The organism is Paraburkholderia sp. XV (genome assembly GCF_020177535.1).
In the GTDB taxonomy this organism is placed as follows: domain Bacteria; phylum Pseudomonadota; class Gammaproteobacteria; order Burkholderiales; family Burkholderiaceae; genus Paraburkholderia; species Paraburkholderia caribensis.
Map to the genome: position 1 here is coordinate 16,765 of NZ_JAGUUD010000061.1, position 21,152 is coordinate 37,916.

Consider the following 21,152-nt stretch of genomic DNA (forward strand, 5'->3'; position numbering starts at 1 on the left):
CTTCCTTGCGCCTCGTACTCCAGCAACGTCATTCGCGCGATGCGCCCCGGCGCGCAGCAGATCGTGTACCGGGCGGCGCTGGCTTGCGTCGTTCTGACCTCACCCTTTGCGGCGAACGCCGCCGATGCAACGCCACCTTCGCTAGTGCCTGCCGGTGCCCAGCCGTTCGCCGTCATGACGGCGACAGGCGTGCAGATGTATTCCTGCGAGTTCGATAGCGGGCATCGTCTCGGCTGGGTGTTCCAACATCCGGAAGCCACGCTTTATGACGGCGCGGGTCAGGCGTCGATCCAGCATGGCGCGGGCCCGTCCTGGCAGGCGGCCGATGGCAGCCGGATCGTCGGTCGCGTGGTGGCTCAGGCACCGGGTGCGAATCCGAACAGCATTCCACAACTGCTGCTCGAAACGCACAGCACCTCAGAAGGCAGTTTGTCTGTCGCGCGATTCGTGCAGCGCCTCGACACGGCAGGCGGCGTGTCGCCTTCCGAGCCTTGTGTACGTGAGCATCAGTCGGGCAGCTCGCCGTATTTCGCGCGATACATTTTCCTGAAGTAGCGTTGTGTCCATGTCGCGCGCACCTGCAGATGCGCGCGACGTGACCCGACACGAGCAATGCGGGTACTAGGGCTTGTAACCGTCCGTCAGCGTGTTCATGAACGCGATGATGTCCTGGATCTCATCGTCGGTCATAGCGGGCTTTTCGCCCAGTTTGCGGTCAAACGGCGCGTCGGCGACGTCGATATTCGCGTGGTACTTCTCGGGCAGATCATCGTACTTTTCCGGCTTGCCTGCTGCATCGAGCGGATAGATCTTTTCGGGACTCGTATTGCGCAGGTTATAGAAGTCCATCACCTGCTTCAGGTCGTGATAGACGCCGTTGTGGAAAAAGGTGTGCCGCGTGGCGACGTTGCGCAAGGTCGGCGTCAGGAACATGCCACAGTACTGCGTGAGCGTCGCGGCGTCGGCGCGGAAAGGACCGCATACGCCCATGTCGTAGAAATTCCGGTCCTTGTTGATGGCCAGATTGCGATTGCGCGGCACGCCCAGTGCCTCGTATTGCGTGTCGGTGAAAAGCGGCGGCAAATGGTCGGCCGTCGGCTTGCTCAGATGGCATCCTGCGCAGTTGGCCTTGTCAGGATCGTTGAACAGGCGCAAGCCGCGCAACTCCGCTTGTGTCAGACGGGCCTTGCCCTGGAGCCAGTAGTCGTACTTGCTCGTGAAGCGATGAAAGGATGGGTCTTCGAACTCGTAGCGTCCCACCGCGAACATCGCTTCATCGACGAGCAGATCGGGCTGGTTGATGACCCCGTCGCCGAACAACTGTTTGAACTGGTCGAGATACTTCGCATTCAGCAGCTTGTGCACGACCTCGCCCGTGCTCTTGTTGGCCATTTCGACGGGATTCAGCATCGGGCCGATTGCCTGATCCTGCAATGTGCTCGCGCGGCCATCCCAGAACAGGCCGCCCTGCGGGACGAGCGCGGGTGCCGCGGGCGCAACGCCTGCCGTTTTCACCGCGCGTTGCGTGCCGCCTGCTGCCGTGGCCAATTGATCGAGCGTGACGGGCGCGGCGTCCATGTCGTTCTGGTCCGGGCCAATCGAGAACGGCGCCTGGCGGTACAGGTAAGCAAGCGACGGCGGCGGCCGGTAGCCCGCGTCGGTCAGATGCGGACCGCCGAGCTGCACGGACAGGTCGTTCGGCGGCCCGTACGCACGCTCGGGGCTGTGGCACGACGCGCATGATTGCTTGCCCGACGCCGAAAGCGACGGGTCATTGAAAATCTGCTTGCCGAGCAGGGCAACCGCGCTCAACGGCTGGCTCGGTGGCACGTGTAACGCGACTGGCTGCGGATTCGCGCCGGTGATGTCTTCGACGACGGCGCCGATCGCAACAGGCATCCGCTCCGGATAGATTGCCGCATAAGCGATAAAGGCGGCGCAGCCGGCGGCGATGACGGCGACGGCCCAGCCGAGCGCTCGCAGAAGCTGTCGTCTGGCGCTGGCTGGGCGCGAGGGCTCGCCGGCAGGCAGTGAGGGCGGCAAGGCGGAGTTTGGAGAGCTCATGGCGATGATGGCAAAAATGATCCGGAAAAGACGTCGAGCCAGCACGTTGCCGCGCTGGCTCGACCCACTTCGAGTTATCTGGCGTCCCGCTGCAATGGCGCCGTTATCCGGCCATATGTGAAACGGGGCGGGACGCGCGTCGGGTCAGTTGGTCGCCGGTGCAGCGGCGAGCTTCGTACCAACGGTCGGGTCGAGGAAGACGGCCGGGTTGTTGCCCGCGCCGGTCAGGTTCAGCATGCTGCGGATATCGCCCGCCGTTGCGTCGAACGAACCCGCGCCGAGGCGCTTGCCGCTGAGCCAGTTGTCTTCGATGAACTTGACGACGGACGCCTGCGTGATTGGCGTGTGGTCGACGTAGTTCTGTTTTGCCCACGGCGAAACCACGAGGAACGGCGTGCGCGTACCCGGACCGCAACGGCCGTTGACTACACCGCCGTTGATGCCGAGCGGCTGCGTCGCGCCCGCGCTGGTGCACTGGCCCTGGCCCGACAGCTGGTCGGCGCCCGTGAAGGTTGCCGTTCCGACGTGGGTGACGAGCGTGGTATCGAACGACGAGCTCTTGATGGTCGGCACGACGTGGTCGTACCAACCGTCGGAGTCGTCGTAGGCGATCACGACGAGCGTGTTCTTCCAGTCGGGCTGCTGCTGCAGGAAGTTCGTGACCTTCACGACGAATGCCTGCTCGTCGAGCGGGTCCGAATTGCCCGGATGGCCGTCGCCGATTGCCGGTGCCTTCAGGAAGCTGACCGACGGGAAGTTGCCCGCCTGCACAGCCGCGAAGAAGTCATCGCTGTCGTATTGGTGGTGAACCGGCGTGGCCGTGTTGTCGAGCGTCGGCTCGGTGTAGCCGATCATCGCCATCGAGCTCGGACGCTGGTGGGTCGGATTGGCCGTCGACGGGTAGTACTGGAACCACGCGTGGTGCTGGACATAGTCGACCGGCGCGCTGCCAAGCACGTCCGACCACGTCGAGCGCTGGCAGCCCGTCGTACCGTTCGCGTTGACCGTCTGCAGGTTGAAGCCGCCCATGAAGCCGCCCCACGTGATGTTCGCAGCGTTGAGCAGATCGCCGATGTTCTTGCCGCCCATCATGCCCGTCGGGCCGGAAGTCGCGGTTTGCGCGGCGGCCGTGCAGGTGTCGGTGGTCGGGTCGAGGTCGCCGATCATCGTGACGCCTCCCTGTCCGTCAGGAATCGCGTTGTTGCTGGTCGTGACGGTCGGGTTCTTCGGATTCGGCGTGAGCGTCAAGCCCTGATTCTGGCCCGAGATCACTTCGATGGCGCCCGGTGTCGACGGACCAAACGTGTCCGTCCACGCGTTGTCGTTCATCGCGAAGTTCTGTGCGAGGTTCCAGTACGCGGTGACCGTGTTGCCGTCGAAGTAGCCGAGCACCTGCGCCGATGAACCAAACTGGCCTGTGCTGCCGGCAATGATCGAACTGGCCGACGTGAAGAGCGGGAACGCGTCCATATTCAGGTTGTCGTCGGCAAGCTGTTCGGGCGCATAGCTGTGATTCTGGCTCTTCGTGTTTGCCTGGGAACGGTCGAGGCGGAACGGCTGCGCGGTGGTCGTGGTCAGCGCGGCGCCCAGTGTCGGCGGCGTGGTCGTCTGGCCGTTCACCGTCGCGGCGACGATGTTGGGCGAAGTCGCCTGCGCGTTCGGGTTAGCCGAGCCCGTCAGCCCAGCGGCGGCGAGCGTTGCGATATCCGTTTGCGTGCCCGACGCTGCCGTGAACGCCGGCTCGCCCGCCACGTTCTTTGCGCTCGGATAGGTGGCGAAATAGTGGTCGAAGGAGACGTTCTCGCCGAAGATCACAACGAGGTGCTTGATGGGCGTCGCGGTCGCCAGGGCGTTTTGCGCAGAAACGGCGGGCGGCGTCGACGTCGTCGTGTTGTTGTGCGAACTGCTGCCGCACGCGGCGATGGTCAACAGCGCCGCGACAGCGATCGCGCTGGGGAGTATTTTTCTGTAAAGCATTTCTCGGGGGGCTCCAGATTGCCGTTCAGCGCTCCGTTATGCGTGGAGTTGCTGGGTTTTTTTAGGTGGAATTGCAAGCTCACTTCAAGATGGAGGAGAAGCAACGGCATTGAATCATTCCCATATTGCGTAATCGAGAAACATTCCTTACCGGCCTATTACATACGTTTGCATTGCTATTGCTTTCGTTCTTATTCGGCGTGAAGCGGGGCGTGTAGCCGGATACGGCCGCTGCGCTGGTTGAACCCGAGGTTTGGCTATTGATTTGCAGTTCGCTTTTAAGTGAGATGATCGGGTTTTCCCAATTCAATGATTAGTGATCCAAACATTCTGAAATGGCGGGGCGGGGCGATTACGCCGAGTGCATTCTCAGCGCCGGCTGCTTCAAGACCTTTCGACACATTCAGTTCCATCGGCAGGGGTAGCGCGCGAGGTTGGGTCCGCCACCGGGCGTGGCCTGCCGCGTGCCTTCGCAGGGCTGTAGTTTGCAGCCGTGCTTTTCACACAGTCGTGCGAATCATCAATTAAGTATATAAAGTCGTTTGCTGAATTTAAGGGAAAACCCTAGAGTAGAGGCTTCCCGTCCCGCCGAGCAAAACGCCGTCATGCCGTCTCCCATCACCCTCGACCGCAAATCACTGATCCGCCTTGCCGTCGTCACCGTACTGACGGGCGTTGGCGCGGGCCTCGGCGGCATGCTGCTCGCGCTGCTGCTGCACGCCGTCCAGCACGTCGCGTACGGCTACAGCCTGAATGCGATCGTCGGCGGCGAAAGCTTTTTGCAAGGTGTCGATGGCGCGTCGCCCGAACGGCGCGTGATCGTCATGGCCGTCTGCGGTCTGATCGCGGGATTCGGCTGGTGGGCCGTGCGCCGTTTCGGCCGTCCGCTCGTCAGCATCAAACAGGCGGTGAAATCGCCCGACACGCGCATGCCGATGCTCAGCACGCTCGCGCATGCGCTGCTGCAGATCGTGACGGTCGCGCTCGGCTCGCCGTTGGGCCGCGAGGTCGCGCCGCGCGAAGTCGGCTCGCTGGCGGCAGGTTGGCTGGCGCGCGTCGCTGGCCTGTCGGCGAACGAAACGCGCGTGATGATCGCCTGCGGCGCGGGCGCCGGGCTCGCCGCCGTGTACAACGTGCCGCTCGGCGGCGCGGTATTCGTGCTCGAAGTGCTGCTCGTCACATTCGATGCGACCACGGTTGCGATTGCGCTCGTGACGTCGGTGATCGCCGCTGTGGTCGCGTGGATGGGGCTTGGCGACGAGTCGCAATACGCGATTCCGTCGTTCGCGCTGAGCGGCAGCCTGATTGCGTGGTCGGTGGCGACAGGGCCAGTGTTCGGCATCGCCGCATACGCGTTCTCGCGCTTCATGGATCGTGCGCGCAATGCCGCGCCGGGTGCGGGCTGGCTGATGATTCCGCTCAACGTGCTGAACTTCGCCGTGATCGGTTTGCTCGCCGTGCATTTCCCGCAATTGCTCGGCAACGGCAAGGGCACTGCGCAGCTAGGCTTCGACGGTCAGTTGAGCATCGGGCTCGCGGCGGCGCTCCTTGCGTTGAAGATTGCCGTGAGCGCGAGCAGCCTGCGCGTCGGCGCGCATGGCGGTTTGCTGACGCCGGGGCTGACGGTCGGCGCGTTACTGGCCGTCGTGCTCGGCGGCGCGTGGAATCTGATCGGCGCGAGCGTGCCCGCCGGCGCGTTTGCGCTGGTCGGGGCAGCGGCGTTTCTCGCTTCGTCGATGAACATGCCGATCACGGCGATCGTTCTGGTCGCCGAGTTCACCCACCTTGGCCACGACATGCTGTTCCCGGTGGTGTTCGCGGTTGCGGGCTCAGTTGGCGCGAGCCGCGTGTGCGCGATGCTGGCGAGCCGCGCGAGCCGAACGAGCGCCGGGGCGACGGCTATGCCGACGCATATGGCGGCAAGCGTGACGGCGAATGCGGCGCAAGAGCGGCCCGCTGCGATGAAGCTGTTGCCCGTCACGCACAAGTGAAGATCGAACGGCGCATCACGTGAGGCAAGCGGATGCGCCGCGATTCAGAAGGTCGCCCAATCGGTTTCGGCGCGGCTCGCGGCCGTTTTTTCGGCATTCGAAAACTGGGCGGCGAGCGGTTTTGCAGAAGCAGCGTCTGTCGTTTTCCTGGGTGCGGCCACGGCGGCACGCGCGACTGCCTGCGAAGGAGTCGGCGCAGCGTGCATCGCGTTTGCGTGCTGCCCGCCCGGCAACCTGAACACCGACACCAGTTCACGCAGCGTCGCCGCCTGCGACGCCATCGACTGCGTCGCCGCCGAAGCCTGCTCGACGAGTGCCGCATTCTGCTGCGTCACCTCGTCCATCTGCGAGATAGCGACATTGACCTGCTCGATGCCGCGATGCTGCTCGCCCGACGCCGCGCTGATCTCGCCCATCAGATCGGACACCTGGCGCACCGACTGCACGATTTCGCCCATCGTGCGGCCCGCCTCGTCGACGAGCGCGGTGCCGCTGTTCACGCGGCTCACCGATTCCCCGATCAGATCCTTGATCTCCTTCGCCGCCGCGGCGCTGCGCTGTGCGAGCGTGCGCACCTCGCCCGCGACGACCGCGAAGCCGCGTCCCTGTTCGCCCGCGCGTGCCGCTTCGACGGCCGCGTTAAGCGCAAGGATGTTGGTCTGAAACGCGATCCCTTCGATCACCGAGATGATCTGCGCCACCTGTTGCGAACTGGTCGAGATGCCGTGCATCGTATCGACCACGCGGCTCACGACCTCGCCGCCGCGCGCCGCCGTTTCCGACGCGCGCGCCGCCAGCGCATTGCCCTGGGTGGCGTTCTCCGCGTTCTGCCTGACGGTCGCCGTCAGCTCCTCCATGCTCGCGGCCGTTTCTTCTAGCGATGCGGCCTGTTCTTCCGTGCGCTGGCTCAGATCGGCGTTGCCCGCGGCGATTTGCGACGAGCCCGCTGCGATGCTTTCGCTGCTCGAACGCACGCGGCTGACCGTATCCTGCAGACGTTCGTTCATGTGGCGCAGCGCGCCGAGCAACTGGCTCAGTTCGTCCGTGCCATCGATGGCGATCGCCGCAGTCAGATCGCCGCGCGCGACGGTCTCGGCTACCTCGACGGAACGGCGCAGCGGCCCGATGATCGAGCGCGTGGTGACGACGGCGATGAACGCGCCCGCAAGCAACGCAAGCGCCGACAGCACGACGGTCCAGATGCGCGCACTGTGGAAGGCATCTCCCGCTTTCGCGACTTCCTCGACCGAGCCCTGATGGTTCAGCTTGATGTCGCTGTCGATCCGATCGAGCGTCGCCGTGAAGCGCGTCGACGCTTCGCCCGCCGCGACTTGCCGCGCTTCGGCCGCACTCGCTTCGCCCGCGTCGATCAGCTTTTCGATTTTCTGGTCGACTTCGAGATAGCTGGCCCACGACGACTTGATGCTGTCGTACAGCTGCTGTTCTTCGGGCGACGAGATCAGCGTCGAATAGGCGTTCAACGACTGCGCGAAAGCAGTCACGGCATCCGCGTGCTGAGCGCGCGTGGTGCGAATCTGGTCTGCGTCGGTGCTCAGCAATTCACGCAGCGACAGGCGGCGCACGTCGTCGGCATGACCGCGCATGGTGCCGAGCGTTTCGACGCTGGGCAGCCAGTCACTGCCGATACGATGCGTGCCCTCGTAGATGCGCGACGATTGCAGCAGGCCGACGCCGCCGACCGCGCAAAGCAGAAGCAGAACGATTGCAAAGCCCGCGCCGAGACGCGGACCAATCTTGAGAGTGTGGAGAAACGTCATTGCCCATTGAGATGAAGAGACGAACACGTTCTCTTAACGTCAAAGTGGTATGCGTTCTACAATTTAGTTTCAAATATGACGAATGGCCGACGGCGGCGCTACTGCGGCATTACGGCGAGGCCGTGCATGAAAGCTTGCGGAGGCAACGTTCCGGCAGCGTGTCGTCAGGCATCGGTCGACGTATTGGCGGGTGCGAACATCGACATCCTTCGCAAGATCCATTCGAGCAATTCATTCGCCGCTGCCGCGAGAGGCCGTCCCGACTTCACGAGCAAGCGCGCCTTCGCGCCCTGAAACAACGGATGATCGATCGGCACGATGGCGAGTTCTTCCGCCACCAGTTCGCGATACGCAGCGAACTCGCCGATCAGCGTGACGCCGTCGCCATGCGCGACGAAGCGCTTGAGCGCGGTCAGCGAATTGCTGGTGAGCGTCGCGCGGATCTTGATGTTCTCCGCGAACTCCAGCATTTTCGCGGCGTGGCCGATGCCGAAGGTGGCGGGCATCAGCGCGAGCGGCCATTCCAGCAGGTCCTTCACGCTGGCGGACGTGCCGCGCAACGCCAGCGGATGATCGCGTCTGACCAGCAAAACGACGGGCTGCGCCGAACTCGCGCGGTACTCGATGCGCGGATGCGGCGGCGGATTGTACGCAAGCCCGATATGCGCGCGGCTTTCGGCGACCTGGTTGAGCAGATCGTCGACGGCGAGACTTTCGATATTGATATCGAGCTGCGGATACTTCGCGCAAAACGGCGCGATCACTTCCTCGATCAGCGGATCGATATAGCCCTCGCTGACGGCCAGTTGCACCTGGCCTTGCTGAAGCCCCTTCAGCAAATGCAACTGGTCTTCGAGCTTTTCCTGCTGCGAACGGTAGCCACGCCAGAATTCGAGCAGATGCATGGCGGCCTCGGTCGGCTTGACGCCGCGCGCCTCGCGCTCGAACAGCGTCGTATCGAGTTCCTCTTCGAGCAGTCTGATCTGGCGCGTAATCACGGAAGGCGACGTGTTCAGGCTGTCCGCCGCGCCGCGAATCGTGCCGTGCGAGAGCACCTCGTGAAAGTAGCGCAGCCGTTGCTGATTGATTTCGCGCATGTCGGCGGTCTCCAGAGCGTTGAATGGACTGTCGTTGCCTTGCATGCAACGAAGTGTGAACTTAGTTGCTCTTGCTCGCGCATTTTTACCCCGACACCATGCTGGAACGCAAGCACGGAATCCAAACCCGACATACCGGAGACGAACATGACAGCACGACAGACCCTGCGGGAGAGCGACGCGGCTCGCGCCCTCTACAACCGGCTCAACTGGCGGTTGCTGCCGTTTCTTCTCGCCTGCTACATGTTTGCGTATCTGGACCGCGTGAATGTCGGCTTCGCCAAGTTCCAGATGCAGAGCGACCTCGGTTTCTCGGATGCGGCATATGGCGTCGGCGCGGGCATCTTCTTTCTGGGTTATGTGCTGTTCGAATTGCCGAGCAATCTGCTGCTGCCGAAAATCGGCGCACGCAAGACGTTCAGCCGCATTCTCGTGCTATGGGGCATCACGTCGGCGTGCATGCTGTTCGTGCGCAACGTGCCGATGTTCTACGGCATGCGCTTTCTGCTCGGCATTTTCGAAGCGGGCTTCGCGCCGGGCATGATCTATTACCTGTCATGCTGGTACGGGCCGACGCGCATGGCGCGCGCCATCGCGATCGTGTTTCTCGCCGGGCCGCTGGGCGGGATCGTCGGCGGGCCGTTGTCGGCGTGGCTGATTTCAGCGCTCTCGGGTGTTGATGGGCTGGCGGGCTGGCAGTGGATGTTTCTCGTCGAAGGCCTGCCGTGCATCGTGCTAGGCGTGCTCACGCTGTTCGTGCTGTCGAACCGTCCCGCCGACGCGCGCTGGCTGAGCGCCGATGAAAAGCAGTTGCTGGAAAGCGAAACGGGCGTGGCGCACGCGCACAACCACTCGTTCAAGGCCGTGGCGCGCGATCCGCGCGTCTATCTGCTGGCCTTCGCGTACTTCTCGATCATTTTCCCGATCTACGCGATCAGCTTCTGGCTGCCGACGCTGATCAAGGAGCAGGGCGTGAGCGACACGCTGCGTCTTGGCTGGTATGTCGCGATTCCGTATGTCGCGGCGGGGATCGGCATGTACGTCGCGGGACGCAGCTCCGACCGTACGAGCGAGCGGCGTCTGCACTGCGCGTTGCCTGCTCTGATTGGCGCGCTGTTGCTGATCGCATCGATTTTCACGCAAGGGCACCTGTTCGCGACGCTCGCACTGCTGACGGCTGCGACGGCGATGATGTGGATGGCCTACACGGTGTTCTGGGCAATGCCTGCCGAATACATCAAAGGCCCGGCGGCGGCGGGCGGCATTGCGCTGATCAATACGATCGGATTGTCGGGCGGTTTCTGGGGGCCGGCGGCAATCGGCTGGGCGCGCACGGCGACGGGCAATTCGCAACTCGCGCTGATCGTGATGGCAGTCATGCCGGTGATCGCAGGTCTGCTGATTCTTGCCAACCGGTCGACGCGCAAGCCCGTTCATGAAGCGGCCGAGTTGACGCTGAGCCCCGAATCGAACTGAGTTCGCTGAACAAGAGGACGAACGAATCATGAAGATCCTGATCGCCGGTTTTCAGCACGAGACCAACACCTTTGCGCCGACCCGGGCGTCGTATCAGAGTTTCGTTCAGGGCGAGGGCTTTCCGCCTTTAACGCGCGGCGCCGACGTGCTGACGCTGCGCGACGTGAACGTGCCGATTGGCGGCTTCATCAAGGCCGCGGAAGCGACGGGCCACGAACTAATTCCCGTCATCTGGGCGGGCGCGAGCGCGTCCGCGCACGTGACGGAAGACGCCTACGAGCGTATTGCCGGCGAGATCGTCGATGCCGTGCGCGCGGGTGGCTTCGATGCCATCTATCTCGATCTGCATGGTGCAATGGTCGCCGAGCATGTCGACGACGGCGAAGGCGAACTGCTCGCGCGCGTTCGGGGCGTAGCCGGTGATGACATGCCGCTCGTCGTCTCGCTCGATCTTCACGCGAACGTGACGGACAGGATGCTGCAACTCGCGGATGCGATCGTCGCGTATCGAACCTACCCGCATGTCGACATGGCTGAAACGGGCGAGCGTGCCGCGGCGTTGCTCGGAAGGCTGACGCATGATCGACGCCCTTTGAAACGCGCATCGCGGCGCATTCCGTTTCTGATTCCCGTGAATGCGATGTGCACGCTCGTCGAGCCCGCGCTCGGCGTGTACGAGATGCTCGCTGCGCTCGAAGACGGAGCGGTTGCTTCGCTGTCGTTTGCGCCGGGCTTTCCCGCAGCGGATTTTCCTGAGTGCGGGCCCGTGATCTGGGGTTATGGCGATGACGAAGACGCGCTCGTGAAGGCCATCGATGCGCTTCACGCGCGCATGCTCGCCGATGAAGCGCAATGGGAAGTGCGCTTTCTTTCACCCGACGAAGCGGTGAGCGAAGCGTCGCGTCTCGCGCGACATGCTGACAAGCCCGTGATCATCGCCGATACGCAGGACAACCCGGGCGTGGGTGGCGATTCGAACACGATGGGCATGGTGCGCGCGTTGTTGCGTCATCGCGTGCAGGACGCGGCCGTAGGCGTGATATGGGACGCTCAGGCGGCGGCAGCGGCGCATCGCGCGGGCGTCGGTGCGCGCATCGAACTGGCGCTGGCGGGCCGCTCGGGTGTGCCGGGCGACGCGCCGCTACAAGGCGTTTTCGAAGTCGAGCATCTGTCGGATGGGCGTTTTCGTTTCGACGGTCCGATGATGAACGGCATGCAGGGCGATCTTGGGCCGGTGGCGTGTTTGCGTATCGACGGTGTGCGGATCGTGGTCAGCACGATCAAGATGCAGATTTTCGAACGCAACTTTTTTCGCGTTGGGGGCGTCGAGCCTGAACAGATGAAGGTGCTTGTGGTGAAGAGTTCGGTGCATTTCCGCGCGGATTTTCAGGCGGGCGCGCGTGCGGTTCTGGTGGCGAAGGCACCCGGGCCGATGGCCGCAGATCCGGCGGATTTGCCGTGGCGAAGGCTGGATGAGCGTATGCGGGTGCGGCCGATGGGGCTCGTGTTTGGGGCGTGGCGTTCAGTGACTGCGAAGGAAGCGGTTGATCAATTGCAGTGAGGGACCGGGCGGCATACGCCCCGAGCTTGCACATCGCCGCCCTTTCCGGCGAAATGACGCATCCTCAACGCCCGCGCATGCACACAAGCCCATGATCTCCTTCGACACCGACGGCCATCGCTTCAACCTCCGCGCGGTCGCCGTCATCACGACAGGCGACCACGTCCTGCTGCACATGCTGGAAGGCGACGAATACTGGTCGCTGCCGGGCGGCCGCGTCGAGGCGGGCGAGGACGCGGCCACAGCCGTCGCGCGCGAGATGCGCGAGGAACTGGATATCGAGGTGCAAGTCGGGCACTTGCTGTGGATCGTCGAAAACTTCTTCGCGGGTGGTGGTCGCCCACATCACGAAGTCGGCCTGTACTTCGCGACGGAAGTCCCGCGCGACGCTCGCATCCTCGATCTCGACGCGCGCCACTCAGGCAGCGAACAGGGCCGCAAGCTCGAATTCGCGTGGTTCAACCGGCACGCACTGGCAAGCATCGACGTGCGGCCCGCGTTCCTGCGTCACGCGCTCGCGCAGGACCCGCTTCAGTTCGCGCACATCGTGTGTCGCGACCTCGCCTAGCCCTTTCTTCTGCCGGCATCACACATACGATCGCTAAGGCTTGGCGAATTTTAGCGTCATGCGATCCGATTCCCCGATTGCAGCAAAGCGCGACCTGTCGACGTCACCGCCTTGATAAGTGGGCGGCAACGACCACACGCCATGCGGATAATCCTTTGTGTCTTTCGGATTCGCGTTGATCTCGCTGCGCGCAACCAGAACGAAGCCGGCCGCTTGTGCGTGCTCGATGACGAACGCTTCCGTCACGTAACCGGAATCGATCATTTGTTGCTCAGTCGTTCCTGGCCGTGCGCGGTGCTCCTCGACGCCGAGTTCGCCGCCATGTTTCAGCGCGCCGTAGAAGGCGCGCAGGTTCGCATCGAATTGCCCGTCCTTGATCCAGTTATGAATGTTTCGAAAGGTGAGCACACGGTCGAATCGCTCATTCGCGTCGAAGCCGTTGAACTGGCCTGCGTGCAATGTGCCGACCACAACGTTTCCGTACACCGATGGCGCGTTCGCGAGCTTGCGCCGATAAGCCGTATCCGTCGCGCTGTCTTCAGCGGCGAGATCGGCGGACGGACTGACATATTGCGCCTCGTAAAGCTGCCCCGCGTTGCGCAAGTAGGGCGCCAGTATGTCCGAATACCATCCTCCGCCCGGGGCGATCTCCAACACTGTCTGCGCCGGACCGAGATCGAAAAACTGCAGCGTTTCTCGCGGATGACGATAGACGTCGCGCGCACGCGCCTGGCTGCTACGCTGCGACCCGCTAATGGCGGCATCGAGCGACATGGCGCTGGCACCTTGCGATTGCGAATCACGCGATGCAGTTTGCGAGTTCAGCGACGAGGACGCGCAGCCTGTCAGTGTGAACATAAAAAAGGTGGCGGCAATCGTGGCAATCGTGATTGCGCGCGCACGGTCATGGCGAGTAGCGGACATGGAGTCGATTCAGGTTTGAGATGCGGGATACGATACGCGTTTCCTGAGCCATCTGCTTCTTGGGCATTTCCGCCGCCGGCGCGGCGATGTGCGCCTGCCTGCTCAATCACGAGCAAGCCGCCTCGCGCAACCGATGCGAACGCGCAACACGTCATCGTGGTCGGCAGGCTTACAGTCGCTTACTATCCCGTCTCCACAACAAAAAAACGCTAACCCGGCGCGAATCGGTGAGACCACTCATGAACCCTGCACGGCAATTCGTAGTTCCGTTGAGTGCATCAATGTTCGCTATCGGCGTAGCCGCGAATACCGCACATTCCGCGGAACCTGCATCAGATGCCACGCCCGACGCTGAAGTGGACGTCTCCAAAAGCCACGAAGTCTCGACGAGCGATCTTCATAGCGGCCTCGGTGAATTCTGTTTCTTCGCCCACCTGCCGCCCGCCGATCAGAAATACAAGGTCATCAAGAACATCAAGATCGGCAAGGGCTCGTACGGCAGCGTTCAGGACATTCTCCCGAAGATGGCGGAGTACGCCCAACTACGCGGAGCGGACGCCATCGTCGAGTACAACGGATCGCAGCGCTTCGGCTTCTGGCCCTGGCGTATGGTCCGGCCCGTCGTCCGGGGCGTTGCCGTGCAATGGACTGATCCGAAGCCTTCCAGTTGCGAATCCATCGGCGGCACCAGGCTGAGGACGATCCTTTCTTCGGGGCAACCACCCGCACAGTAACAAAAGCGGTCTTGTGCCCGAGTGGAGGCTGTTCGCGAGGTTTCGGGAAGGCCTCCCGCTTCTCAGGGCGAAGTGTGCGGGCAACGCCAACAGTTATCGCTCATCTGTTGGGCGAAGGGCGGCGCGCGGTGTTTCGCAGCCGGTTGCCGGCAAACACAATCTCGTTTTGAATCAATGGCGTAGAGCGGCACGACGAATTGGCACGTCGCATGCAATGTTGGTTTCGAGCCAGCGTTGCGTTGCGCCGAATGGCGTAAAACGGCATCGGGAGGCTTCGAAACACCGGGAGTCTACCCATGCAGCTCAATCGACTGCGCCTCTGCCTTCTCCAGTGCCTGTTCGTGGCCGCGGTGGTTTTGCCTGCCGTTGCGAGTGCCGCGAGCCTGCCGGTCGCGCAACGCCTCGCATCCGGTCCGAACGACGCGAGCCCCGGCGATTCGGCCACGCCTCGCGCACTGAAGGCCGGTTTCGAGCGCCTGCGCGCCGGGACATGGTGGGAAGCCAATCGCAAGATCCGCCCGGAACTCGCGCAAGTCGGCGACCTGATGTTCCTTCTGCCGCTTGCTGACAGGAACCTCGAACCATCATCGGATGCAATCGGCCGCGTGCAGCGCCTGCGCGAAGCGCTGCGCAGCCACCTGACGCGCGAGCCCGCCGGCTGGGGCCGCCTAGTTGCGCAGGTGCGGGCAGAGCGCGTCAAGGCGGGCGATGCGTCTGCCGTGCTGCTCGCCGACGCGCTCGTCAACGAGGTTCGCTACCGCGACGGAACCGACGGCAGCTACTACGCGCCGGCGCGGTTCTTTGCCGAAAGCGGCGTGTGCAAGGATTTCGCCGTCGCCAAGTACCTGCTGCTGCGCGACGCGGGTTTCGACGTCGCGCGGCTGCGTCTCGTGTCGCTCGCGCCGCGCTACAACAACACGCCGGACGATTGGCATGTCATCCTGGTCGTGCAGATCGACGGCGCCAGCGAACCGCTCGCACTCGATTCGCCGGGCGCCCCGAGCGCGAAGCGCGCCAGCGACACGGCCAACGAAGCATCGGCTTCGAGCGGACCGTCCGCGCTGCTCGGCGCGATCCTCGCTGGCCGCGAGCCCGCCAACGCAGTGCTGCGCGCACCCGCAGGACCGCTTGCCGCGCCGCTCAGCCAGTCAGGCCAGGCGCGGCGGCCGCTTGCGACCGTGTTCAACGAACAGGGCAGCCGGTCGTTCGAACGCGCCGCGCCGGGCGCGCCGCGGCGCGCGTCGGCGGCCGGGCGGCGCGCGAACGCGATGTATGTCGACGAGATGGGCGAGTCGTGGAAAGTCGACGGCTCCGCGACGTTTCCGAAGTGGCGCGTCGCCGTTGACGAGGCAGATGCGCCCGCGAAACCGCGTGCGGCGGCAGGACTGATACGCGTGGCGGCACGCTGACCGAGGCGGGCATGGCGCGCGCCTTTCGCCGTGAGGCCATGATCAGGCATAAACCGACAACAATGAATTGCCCTGTTTGTGCTCACATCCGAGCGGTCGCCGATCTACACTGCATCCGCTGAGGCCGCAAAGGCGGCGCGCGAAACACTCCCCGGAGAAAACTTATGAAACTCGTTCAGCTCATCGTCGCTGCATCTATTTTGATCCCGGCTGTCTCTTCGTTCGCGCAGTCGACGCCGCCAGCGATGAATGACGACGTCAGGGCACAACTCGCTCAAGAGAAGACGTACCGATATTCGGATTCCAGCAATCGGGATCAGGCTTCAATCAGTGATGCAAAACGTAGTGCGACGCTACCGCACCAGATAACCGGATTGGCCATGGGCCGTTACTCACTATCAGTCGTGCGCCCTTCGCTTTAACCCTGTCGATGATGGCTGTGGCGCGCCCGTCCGCGTCACAGTCGAGATACCTGACTGCCGCACCCAACGCTAGCTGGCGTCGTGCTGCAGATATTTGTGAGCGAACGCGATTGCCATGCTGCCCTCGCCGACGGCTGAAGCGACGCGTTTGACAGGGCTCAACCTCACATCCCCACAGGCAAACACGCCAGGAACACTCGATTCGAGGAGGTAGGGATCGCGGCTACAAGACCAGTATCCCGCCTTGACGACGTCGTCGCCGGTGAGAACATATCCGCGCGCATCGCGCGCGATTTCCGTCGGCAACCAGCCGGTTTCGGCATCGGCGCCGATGAACACGAACAAGCCGCCGCAATCGTGCCGGCTCACTTCCGCACCTGGCCCTTCGCGTATGTCGATCGCCGTCAGATGGCTATCGCCGTGTGCGCCGACAACTTCTGAACGCAGTTGCACCGCCACGTTCGACTTGCTGCGAAGCTGCTCGATCAGATAACGCGACATGCTCTTCTCAAGTGAATCGCCTCGCAAGACGAGCGTCACCATGCGTGCATGATTGGCAAAGTACAAAGCAGCCTGGCCGGCCGAGTTTCCACCGCCGATCAGATAGACGTCGAGTCCATGCGTGGCGCTCGCTTCGCTGCGTGACGCGCCGTAGTAAATTCCTTTGCCGATAAACCGGTCGAAGCCATCGATCGCGAGGCGGCGCCACGTGACGCCCGTCGCGAGAATGATCGTTCGCGCATGGATGACGTCGCCTCCGTCGAGGTGAACGTTACGCCCGTCGACATCGATTCGAGCGATTGATCGTGTCACCAGAATCTCGGCACCCAGCCGCTTTGCCTGCTGCAAGGCACGGCTTGCGAGTTCGTCGCCCGACACACCGTTTGGAAAGCCAAGGTAATTCTCGATACGCGACGAAGTCCCGGCCTGCCCGCCTGGCGCTTCGCGCTCCACCACGACGGTGCGCAAGCCTTCCGACGCACCGTACACTGCGGCAGCAAGACCTGCCGGGCCACCACCGATGATCAACGTGTCGTATGCGGCAAGGCGGGGCTGCGTCTGCAGACCCAGTAATCCGGCGAGCTGGCGTGTCGCCGGCCGGCAAAGCACCGTCCCGTCGACCAGTCGCAACGCCGGGCAATCCTCCTCTGGCGGGCGCGCGCCAGGCCAGCGCGCTGGCAGTTCAGGCGCGTCGGGTGTCATCCAGTCGCAGCTGATCTGGTTGCGGGCCAGGAACTGGCGCAACGCGGTACAAGCCGTGTCCCAGCGATTGCCGACAAGGGTCACGCGGGGCTTGGGCGGCTCGGCGGAGAGGCCCTGCAGTCCGCCGATGCGCTCGCGGGCGAGGGCGCCCATCTTCAACGCAACTTCCGGCGACGCGGCGGCGAGTGTGTAGTAGCGCTGCGCGTCCACGCGCATCACACGCGATGGCTCCGCAGCCCGATAGGCGCCCGGAAACGGGGAACTCAGCGCGAGCGGCACTTCGCCGAAGATGGTTCCGGGCAGTCGCCAGCCCAGTGTGCGCTCGATGCCGTCGAACGTCTTGATGACTTCCATCTTGCCGGTCAGAACGGCGTACAACGCGCGCTCGCCACCTTCATGGACCGCGAATTCACCCGCGCACAGATGCAGGTCGGCGGACGTGTGCGCGAGATTTTCCAGCTCGTTGTCGGGGAGTGTCGAGAACAGGGGAATTGCCCGGATGTCGTCGATTGTGAGCATGGCTACGTCCAAACAGGGCAGATGAGGTGAAGCTCGATCCACGGACAGCAGACAGACTCAGCCAGTATATGACCTCACAAGGCAGGCGCAAGACGCCTGGCTAACCGCTCGCCGACGACAGCGCTAAACGCTTGCGCTGCAGGAAGCGGCGCACAGCCGGATCGCGCGCCAGGCCGATCGCGAGATCGTACGCGCAGCATGCTTCGGCCGTCGCGCCGACCCGCGCCAGCAGATCGGCGCGCGCAGCCCAGTACGGCTGATAGTCGGCCAGCCGCGGATCGTCTGCATACGGCTCGAGCGCGTCGAGCGCTGCCGGCGCGCCGTCCCGTTCCGCGAGCGCGAGCGCGCGATTCACCGCGACCACCGGCGACGCTGCGATTGTGTGCAGCGCATCATAAAGCTGGACGATCTCGTCCCAGTTCGGGCGGTGCGTGCGGCAGCGGTGCACATGTGCCGATTGCAGCGCGGCTTCGAGCTGAAAACGCCCGATTGCGTTAAACGCACTCGCGCGATGCAGCAATGCGTCGGCTGCGTCGATCATCGGCGCTTTCCATGTCGCCGGGTCCTGAGCCGACAGCGGAACGTAGTCGCCGGCGGCATCGCGTCGTGCGTCGCAACGCGCCTGCGCGTACAGCATCAGCGCGAGCAGCCCCAGCGTCTCCGGCTCCTCGGGCAGCAGTTCGACGAGCAGTTGTGCAAGAAACAGCGCTTCACCTGTGAGATCGCGTCGCTCGGTATCGCCGCCGACCGGGTCGGTCCAACCTTCCGCAAAGACGGCATACACCGCTTCCAGCACCGCCGCGAGCCGGCCGGGCAACTCCTCGCGCTCGGGCACGCTGAACGGAATGCCCGCTTCGCGGATCTTGTTCTTCGCCCGCCCGAGGCGCTTGCTCATCGCCGCAGGTGACATCAGGAACGCCGACGCAATCGTCTTCGCTTCGAGCCCGAGCACCACCTGCAGCATCAGCGGCGTGCGAATCGCGGCTTCGAGCGCGGGGTGCGTGCACGCGAATAGCAGTGCAAGCCGCCGGTCTGGCAACATGCCTGTTTCACGTTCGTCGATCTCGTCGGCGAGGATCGCGAGCTGGTTTACCACTTCGTCGCCGACGCGGCGATGGCGCGCCCCGTCGATCGCACGGCGGCGCGCGACCGTCATCAACCACGCTTCGGGATTGGCGGGACAGCCGCGCTCCGGCCAATCGGCGAGCGCGGCCGCGAACGCGTCGGCCAGCGCGTCTTCGGCTGCGGCGACGTCGCGCGTGCGCATCGCCAGCAGCGCGACGAGCTTGCCGTAACCGCGGCGCGCGACCGCCTCGGCCATCGAGCGCGCGTCGCGGTCAGCGTGACGGTCGCCGCCGCGCAGAGTCATGCAGCGGATGGCGCATCGTAAGGGGCCGTCCAGACCGGGCGCACTTCCATGATGCCGTGCGCCGCGCCGGGACAACGCGACGCCCACGCGATCGCCGCGTCCAGGTTCGGCACGTCGATCAGGTAGTAACCGGCAAGCTGCTCCTTCGAATCGGAAAAGGGTCCGTCAAGCACCTGCGGCTTGCCGTCGACGAGCCGCACCGTGGTGGCCGTGTTCGTTTGCTGTAGCCGGTTTGCGCCCGCCAGTACCTCCGCTTTCTTCAACGCTTCGGTGTACGCGTGATACGCGGCGACGCCTTGCTGCCGCTCGCTATCCGTCATCTGGTGCCAGCGGCCTTCTTCTGAGTAGATCATCAACAGGTATTGCATGTGAGTCTCCGTCATGAGGTTGAGGCGGGTGAGTTCGTTAGCCCGCCATCACAATGACGCACGGGCCGCATGCTGATGGACAGGTTGCATCGAAAAATTGTGGACGGCACAGCCGCGTTACCTGTTCGCTTCCGTCGAGGATCGACTCTGCGCAGGACTATCGACTTCATCGCGCCACTGCCGGCCGGCTAGAGTGTCTGCGATGCCTCACTGTATTGTTCGTTCTTCATGGCACACTGCCACAAGCAAGAGGAGAGTGTGAAGCCACGCTCCAGCGAAGGTCAGCAAACTTGCCGATTGTTGCCGCGCAGCATGCCCGACCGGTGTGACGCGACGGCTGGCGATGCCGTTGAAGGTGGCTTTCGTTAGAATCTGTGTTCGATTCTTTTGTTCGTCCATTACCGGAGGCGAATGTGCCAGGTCTACTTCCCGATGTCGACCGCGAGGGTCTCCTCGAGTACTCAGTCGTGTACACCGACCGATCAATCAATCACATGTCGCAGCTCTTTCAGGGCGTCATGCGCGATATTTCCGACGCCCTGAAAAAAGTCTACAACGCGAAGGCGGCTATTGTCGTCCCGGGCAGCGGGACTTTCGGCATGGAAGCCGTGGCCCGGCAGTTCGCGACGAACCGGAAGTGTCTGGTCATCCGCAATGGCTGGTTCAGTTTCCGCTGGTCGCAGATTTTCGACATGGGCGGCATTCCGTCTGAATCGGTGGTGTTGAAGGCGCGTCCCGTCGACCCAGGACGGCAGGCCGCCTATGCACCGCCTCCCATCGAGGAAGTGGTCGCTGCGATCAAGGAACACAAGCCGGATCTGGTCTTTGCGCCGCATGTCGAAACCGCATCCGGGATGATGCTGCCCGATGCCTGGTTGCGCGCGGTGGCTGACGCCGTGCATGCCGTCGGCGGCATGTTCGTGCTGGATTGCATCGCCTCGGGCACGGTCTGGGTGGACATGCAGGCGAGTGGCGTCGATGTCCTGATCAGCGCGCCGCAAAAGGGATGGAGCGCATCGCCATGCTGTGCATTGGTCATGCTCAGCCCGCTTGCTCGCGAAAGAATCGACGCGACGACCAGTACCAGTTTCGCTTGCGATCTTCGCAAATGGCTGCAGATCATGGAGGCCTACGAAAACGGCGGCTTCGCGTACCACGCCACGATGCCCACGGACAGTCTCGCGGTGCTGCGTGACGTCATGAAGGAGACCGAGGCATACGGCTTCGACAAGGTGAGAGCGGAGCAGCTTGAACTCGGCAAGCGCGTTCGCTCACTGCTGACTGCCGCAGGTTTCAAAAGCGTCGCGGCCGAAGGTTTTCAGGCGCCGGGTGTCGTGGTCAGCTACACGGACGACGACGGCATACGATCAGGCAAGAAATTCGCCGATGCGGGCTTGCAGATCGCGCCTGGTGTCCCGCTTCAATGCGACGAGGGTGAAGATTTCAAGACCTTCCGCATTGGGTTGTTTGGCCTGGACAAACTGCATGACATCGAAGGTGCGGTCGCCAGGCTCGCCAAGGCGCTGGACAAAATTCGTTAGAGCGCTTTTCCGGAGCCGGTGCGCATGACTCGTTCCATGCGCACGATCCGGCCGTTTCCGATGTTGAGCGGCAGGGGCAGTGCGACAGTTGCAACGTGTCGTCGAACCGCGAGTTGTGCGGGCAACAGATGATTCGCTCAGCTGTACGATC

At 63.5% G+C, this 21,152-nt stretch carries 17 protein-coding genes; 9 read left to right on the forward strand and 8 right to left on the reverse strand.

Annotated elements, in window-relative coordinates; all coding sequences use genetic code 11:
• Positions 1-39: 39 nt before the first annotated feature.
• A complete protein-coding gene (locus KFO72_RS25185; RefSeq protein ID WP_412101801.1) occupies positions 40-555 on the forward strand; it encodes a DUF3455 domain-containing protein in 516 nt (171 codons plus the stop codon).
• A 66-nt stretch (positions 556-621) separates the two neighbouring features.
• Here KFO72_RS25185 and KFO72_RS25190 read toward each other — a convergent pair whose 3' ends face one another.
• Complete coding sequence (locus KFO72_RS25190; RefSeq protein WP_062917642.1) at positions 622-2,064, reverse strand: cytochrome-c peroxidase; 1,443 nt, start codon at positions 2,062-2,064, stop codon at positions 622-624.
• A gap of 144 nt (positions 2,065-2,208) precedes the next feature.
• Entirely contained in the window at positions 2,209-4,041 is a 1,833-nt protein-coding gene (locus tag KFO72_RS25195; RefSeq protein WP_062917643.1) for a phospholipase C, read from the reverse strand.
• Between the two features lie 605 nt (positions 4,042-4,646).
• Here KFO72_RS25195 and KFO72_RS25200 point away from each other — a divergent pair.
• Complete coding sequence (locus KFO72_RS25200) at positions 4,647-6,032, forward strand: chloride channel protein (protein WP_062917644.1); 1,386 nt, start codon at positions 4,647-4,649, stop codon at positions 6,030-6,032.
• A gap of 44 nt (positions 6,033-6,076) precedes the next feature.
• On the opposite strand, the gene KFO72_RS25205 is transcribed toward KFO72_RS25200, so the two are convergent.
• Both KFO72_RS25205 and KFO72_RS25210 read right to left on the reverse strand, forming a co-directional pair.
• Positions 6,077-7,810 carry a methyl-accepting chemotaxis protein gene (locus tag KFO72_RS25205; protein WP_225033292.1) on the reverse strand — a complete coding sequence of 578 codons (1,734 nt, stop codon included), beginning with the start codon at positions 7,808-7,810 and terminating at the stop codon, positions 6,077-6,079.
• Between the two features lie 164 nt (positions 7,811-7,974).
• Positions 7,975-8,907: a LysR family transcriptional regulator gene (locus KFO72_RS25210; RefSeq protein WP_225033293.1), complete on the reverse strand. Its 933-nt coding sequence runs from the start codon at positions 8,905-8,907 to the stop codon at positions 7,975-7,977.
• Between the two features lie 147 nt (positions 8,908-9,054).
• Between KFO72_RS25210 and KFO72_RS25215 the strand changes: the two genes are divergently transcribed.
• From KFO72_RS25215 to KFO72_RS25225, 3 genes are all read left to right on the forward strand, one after another.
• Positions 9,055-10,383, forward strand: a complete 1,329-nt coding sequence (locus tag KFO72_RS25215; RefSeq protein WP_225033294.1) for an MFS transporter — start codon at positions 9,055-9,057, stop codon at positions 10,381-10,383.
• 28 nt (positions 10,384-10,411) lie between these two features.
• The gene (locus KFO72_RS25220) at positions 10,412-11,944 is read left to right on the forward strand and encodes a M81 family metallopeptidase (protein WP_225033295.1); all 1,533 of its coding nucleotides are present in this window, start codon (positions 10,412-10,414) and stop codon (positions 11,942-11,944) included.
• 91 nt (positions 11,945-12,035) lie between these two features.
• The gene (locus tag KFO72_RS25225; RefSeq protein WP_060610074.1) at positions 12,036-12,512 is read left to right on the forward strand and encodes an NUDIX hydrolase; all 477 of its coding nucleotides are present in this window, start codon (positions 12,036-12,038) and stop codon (positions 12,510-12,512) included.
• A gap of 33 nt (positions 12,513-12,545) precedes the next feature.
• On the opposite strand, the gene KFO72_RS25230 is transcribed toward KFO72_RS25225, so the two are convergent.
• Positions 12,546-13,436 (reverse strand): class I SAM-dependent methyltransferase, encoded by an 891-nt coding sequence (locus tag KFO72_RS25230; protein ID WP_225033296.1) that lies wholly within the window; start codon positions 13,434-13,436, stop codon positions 12,546-12,548.
• Positions 13,437-13,717: 281 nt separating this feature from the next.
• Here KFO72_RS25230 and KFO72_RS25235 point away from each other — a divergent pair, with 281 nt between their 5' ends.
• The 3 genes from KFO72_RS25235 to KFO72_RS25245 all read left to right on the forward strand — a co-directional run bounded on the left by KFO72_RS25235 (position 13,718) and on the right by KFO72_RS25245 (position 16,001).
• Positions 13,718-14,170 carry a hypothetical protein gene (locus tag KFO72_RS25235; protein WP_225033297.1) on the forward strand — a complete coding sequence of 151 codons (453 nt, stop codon included), beginning with the start codon at positions 13,718-13,720 and terminating at the stop codon, positions 14,168-14,170.
• 296 nt (positions 14,171-14,466) lie between these two features.
• Entirely contained in the window at positions 14,467-15,579 is a 1,113-nt protein-coding gene (locus KFO72_RS25240) for a transglutaminase-like domain-containing protein (protein ID WP_225033298.1), read from the forward strand.
• Between the two features lie 164 nt (positions 15,580-15,743).
• Entirely contained in the window at positions 15,744-16,001 is a 258-nt protein-coding gene (locus KFO72_RS25245) for a hypothetical protein (RefSeq protein WP_082433863.1), read from the forward strand.
• Positions 16,002-16,070: 69 nt separating this feature from the next.
• On the opposite strand, the gene KFO72_RS25250 is transcribed toward KFO72_RS25245, so the two are convergent.
• The 3 genes from KFO72_RS25250 to KFO72_RS25260 form a co-directional block, all read right to left on the reverse strand.
• Positions 16,071-17,723, reverse strand: coding sequence for an FAD-dependent oxidoreductase (locus KFO72_RS25250; RefSeq protein ID WP_054931673.1), 1,653 nt, complete (start codon positions 17,721-17,723; stop codon positions 16,071-16,073).
• Between the two features lie 100 nt (positions 17,724-17,823).
• Complete coding sequence (locus KFO72_RS25255; protein WP_225033299.1) at positions 17,824-19,092, reverse strand: RNA polymerase sigma factor; 1,269 nt, start codon at positions 19,090-19,092, stop codon at positions 17,824-17,826.
• Entirely contained in the window at positions 19,089-19,460 is a 372-nt protein-coding gene (locus tag KFO72_RS25260; RefSeq protein ID WP_054931675.1) for a YciI family protein, read from the reverse strand. The genes KFO72_RS25255 and KFO72_RS25260 overlap by 4 nt, the downstream gene beginning before the upstream one ends.
• A 413-nt stretch (positions 19,461-19,873) precedes the next feature.
• Here KFO72_RS25260 and KFO72_RS25265 point away from each other — a divergent pair, with 413 nt between their 5' ends.
• Entirely contained in the window at positions 19,874-21,001 is a 1,128-nt protein-coding gene (locus tag KFO72_RS25265) for an aminotransferase class V-fold PLP-dependent enzyme (RefSeq protein WP_225033300.1), read from the forward strand.
• Positions 21,002-21,152 lie beyond the last annotated feature (151 nt).

Excerpts from the sequence above, each read along its gene's own strand:
- KFO72_RS25220 (WP_225033295.1), top strand. The coding sequence starts at position 10,412 with ATGAAGATCCTGATCGCCGGTTTTCAGCACGAGACCAACACCTTTGCG.
- KFO72_RS25260 (WP_054931675.1), bottom strand. The coding sequence starts at position 19,460 with ATGCAATACCTGTTGATGATCTACTCAGAAGAAGGCCGCTGGCACCAG.
- KFO72_RS25225 (WP_060610074.1), top strand. The coding sequence starts at position 12,036 with ATGATCTCCTTCGACACCGACGGCCATCGCTTCAACCTCCGCGCGGTC.
- KFO72_RS25245 (WP_082433863.1), top strand. The coding sequence starts at position 15,744 with ATGAAACTCGTTCAGCTCATCGTCGCTGCATCTATTTTGATCCCGGCT.
- KFO72_RS25185 (WP_412101801.1), top strand. The coding sequence starts at position 40 with ATGCGCCCCGGCGCGCAGCAGATCGTGTACCGGGCGGCGCTGGCTTGC.
- KFO72_RS25195 (WP_062917643.1), bottom strand. The coding sequence starts at position 4,041 with ATGCTTTACAGAAAAATACTCCCCAGCGCGATCGCTGTCGCGGCGCTG.
- KFO72_RS25250 (WP_054931673.1), bottom strand. The coding sequence starts at position 17,723 with ATGCTCACAATCGACGACATCCGGGCAATTCCCCTGTTCTCGACACTC.
- KFO72_RS25240 (WP_225033298.1), top strand. The coding sequence starts at position 14,467 with ATGCAGCTCAATCGACTGCGCCTCTGCCTTCTCCAGTGCCTGTTCGTG.
- KFO72_RS25215 (WP_225033294.1), top strand. The coding sequence starts at position 9,055 with ATGACAGCACGACAGACCCTGCGGGAGAGCGACGCGGCTCGCGCCCTC.
- KFO72_RS25210 (WP_225033293.1), bottom strand. The coding sequence starts at position 8,907 with ATGCGCGAAATCAATCAGCAACGGCTGCGCTACTTTCACGAGGTGCTC.
- KFO72_RS25200 (WP_062917644.1), top strand. The coding sequence starts at position 4,647 with ATGCCGTCTCCCATCACCCTCGACCGCAAATCACTGATCCGCCTTGCC.
- KFO72_RS25205 (WP_225033292.1), bottom strand. The coding sequence starts at position 7,810 with ATGACGTTTCTCCACACTCTCAAGATTGGTCCGCGTCTCGGCGCGGGC.
- KFO72_RS25235 (WP_225033297.1), top strand. The coding sequence starts at position 13,718 with ATGTTCGCTATCGGCGTAGCCGCGAATACCGCACATTCCGCGGAACCT.
- KFO72_RS25190 (WP_062917642.1), bottom strand. The coding sequence starts at position 2,064 with ATGAGCTCTCCAAACTCCGCCTTGCCGCCCTCACTGCCTGCCGGCGAG.
- KFO72_RS25255 (WP_225033299.1), bottom strand. The coding sequence starts at position 19,092 with ATGACTCTGCGCGGCGGCGACCGTCACGCTGACCGCGACGCGCGCTCG.
- KFO72_RS25230 (WP_225033296.1), bottom strand. The coding sequence starts at position 13,436 with ATGTCCGCTACTCGCCATGACCGTGCGCGCGCAATCACGATTGCCACG.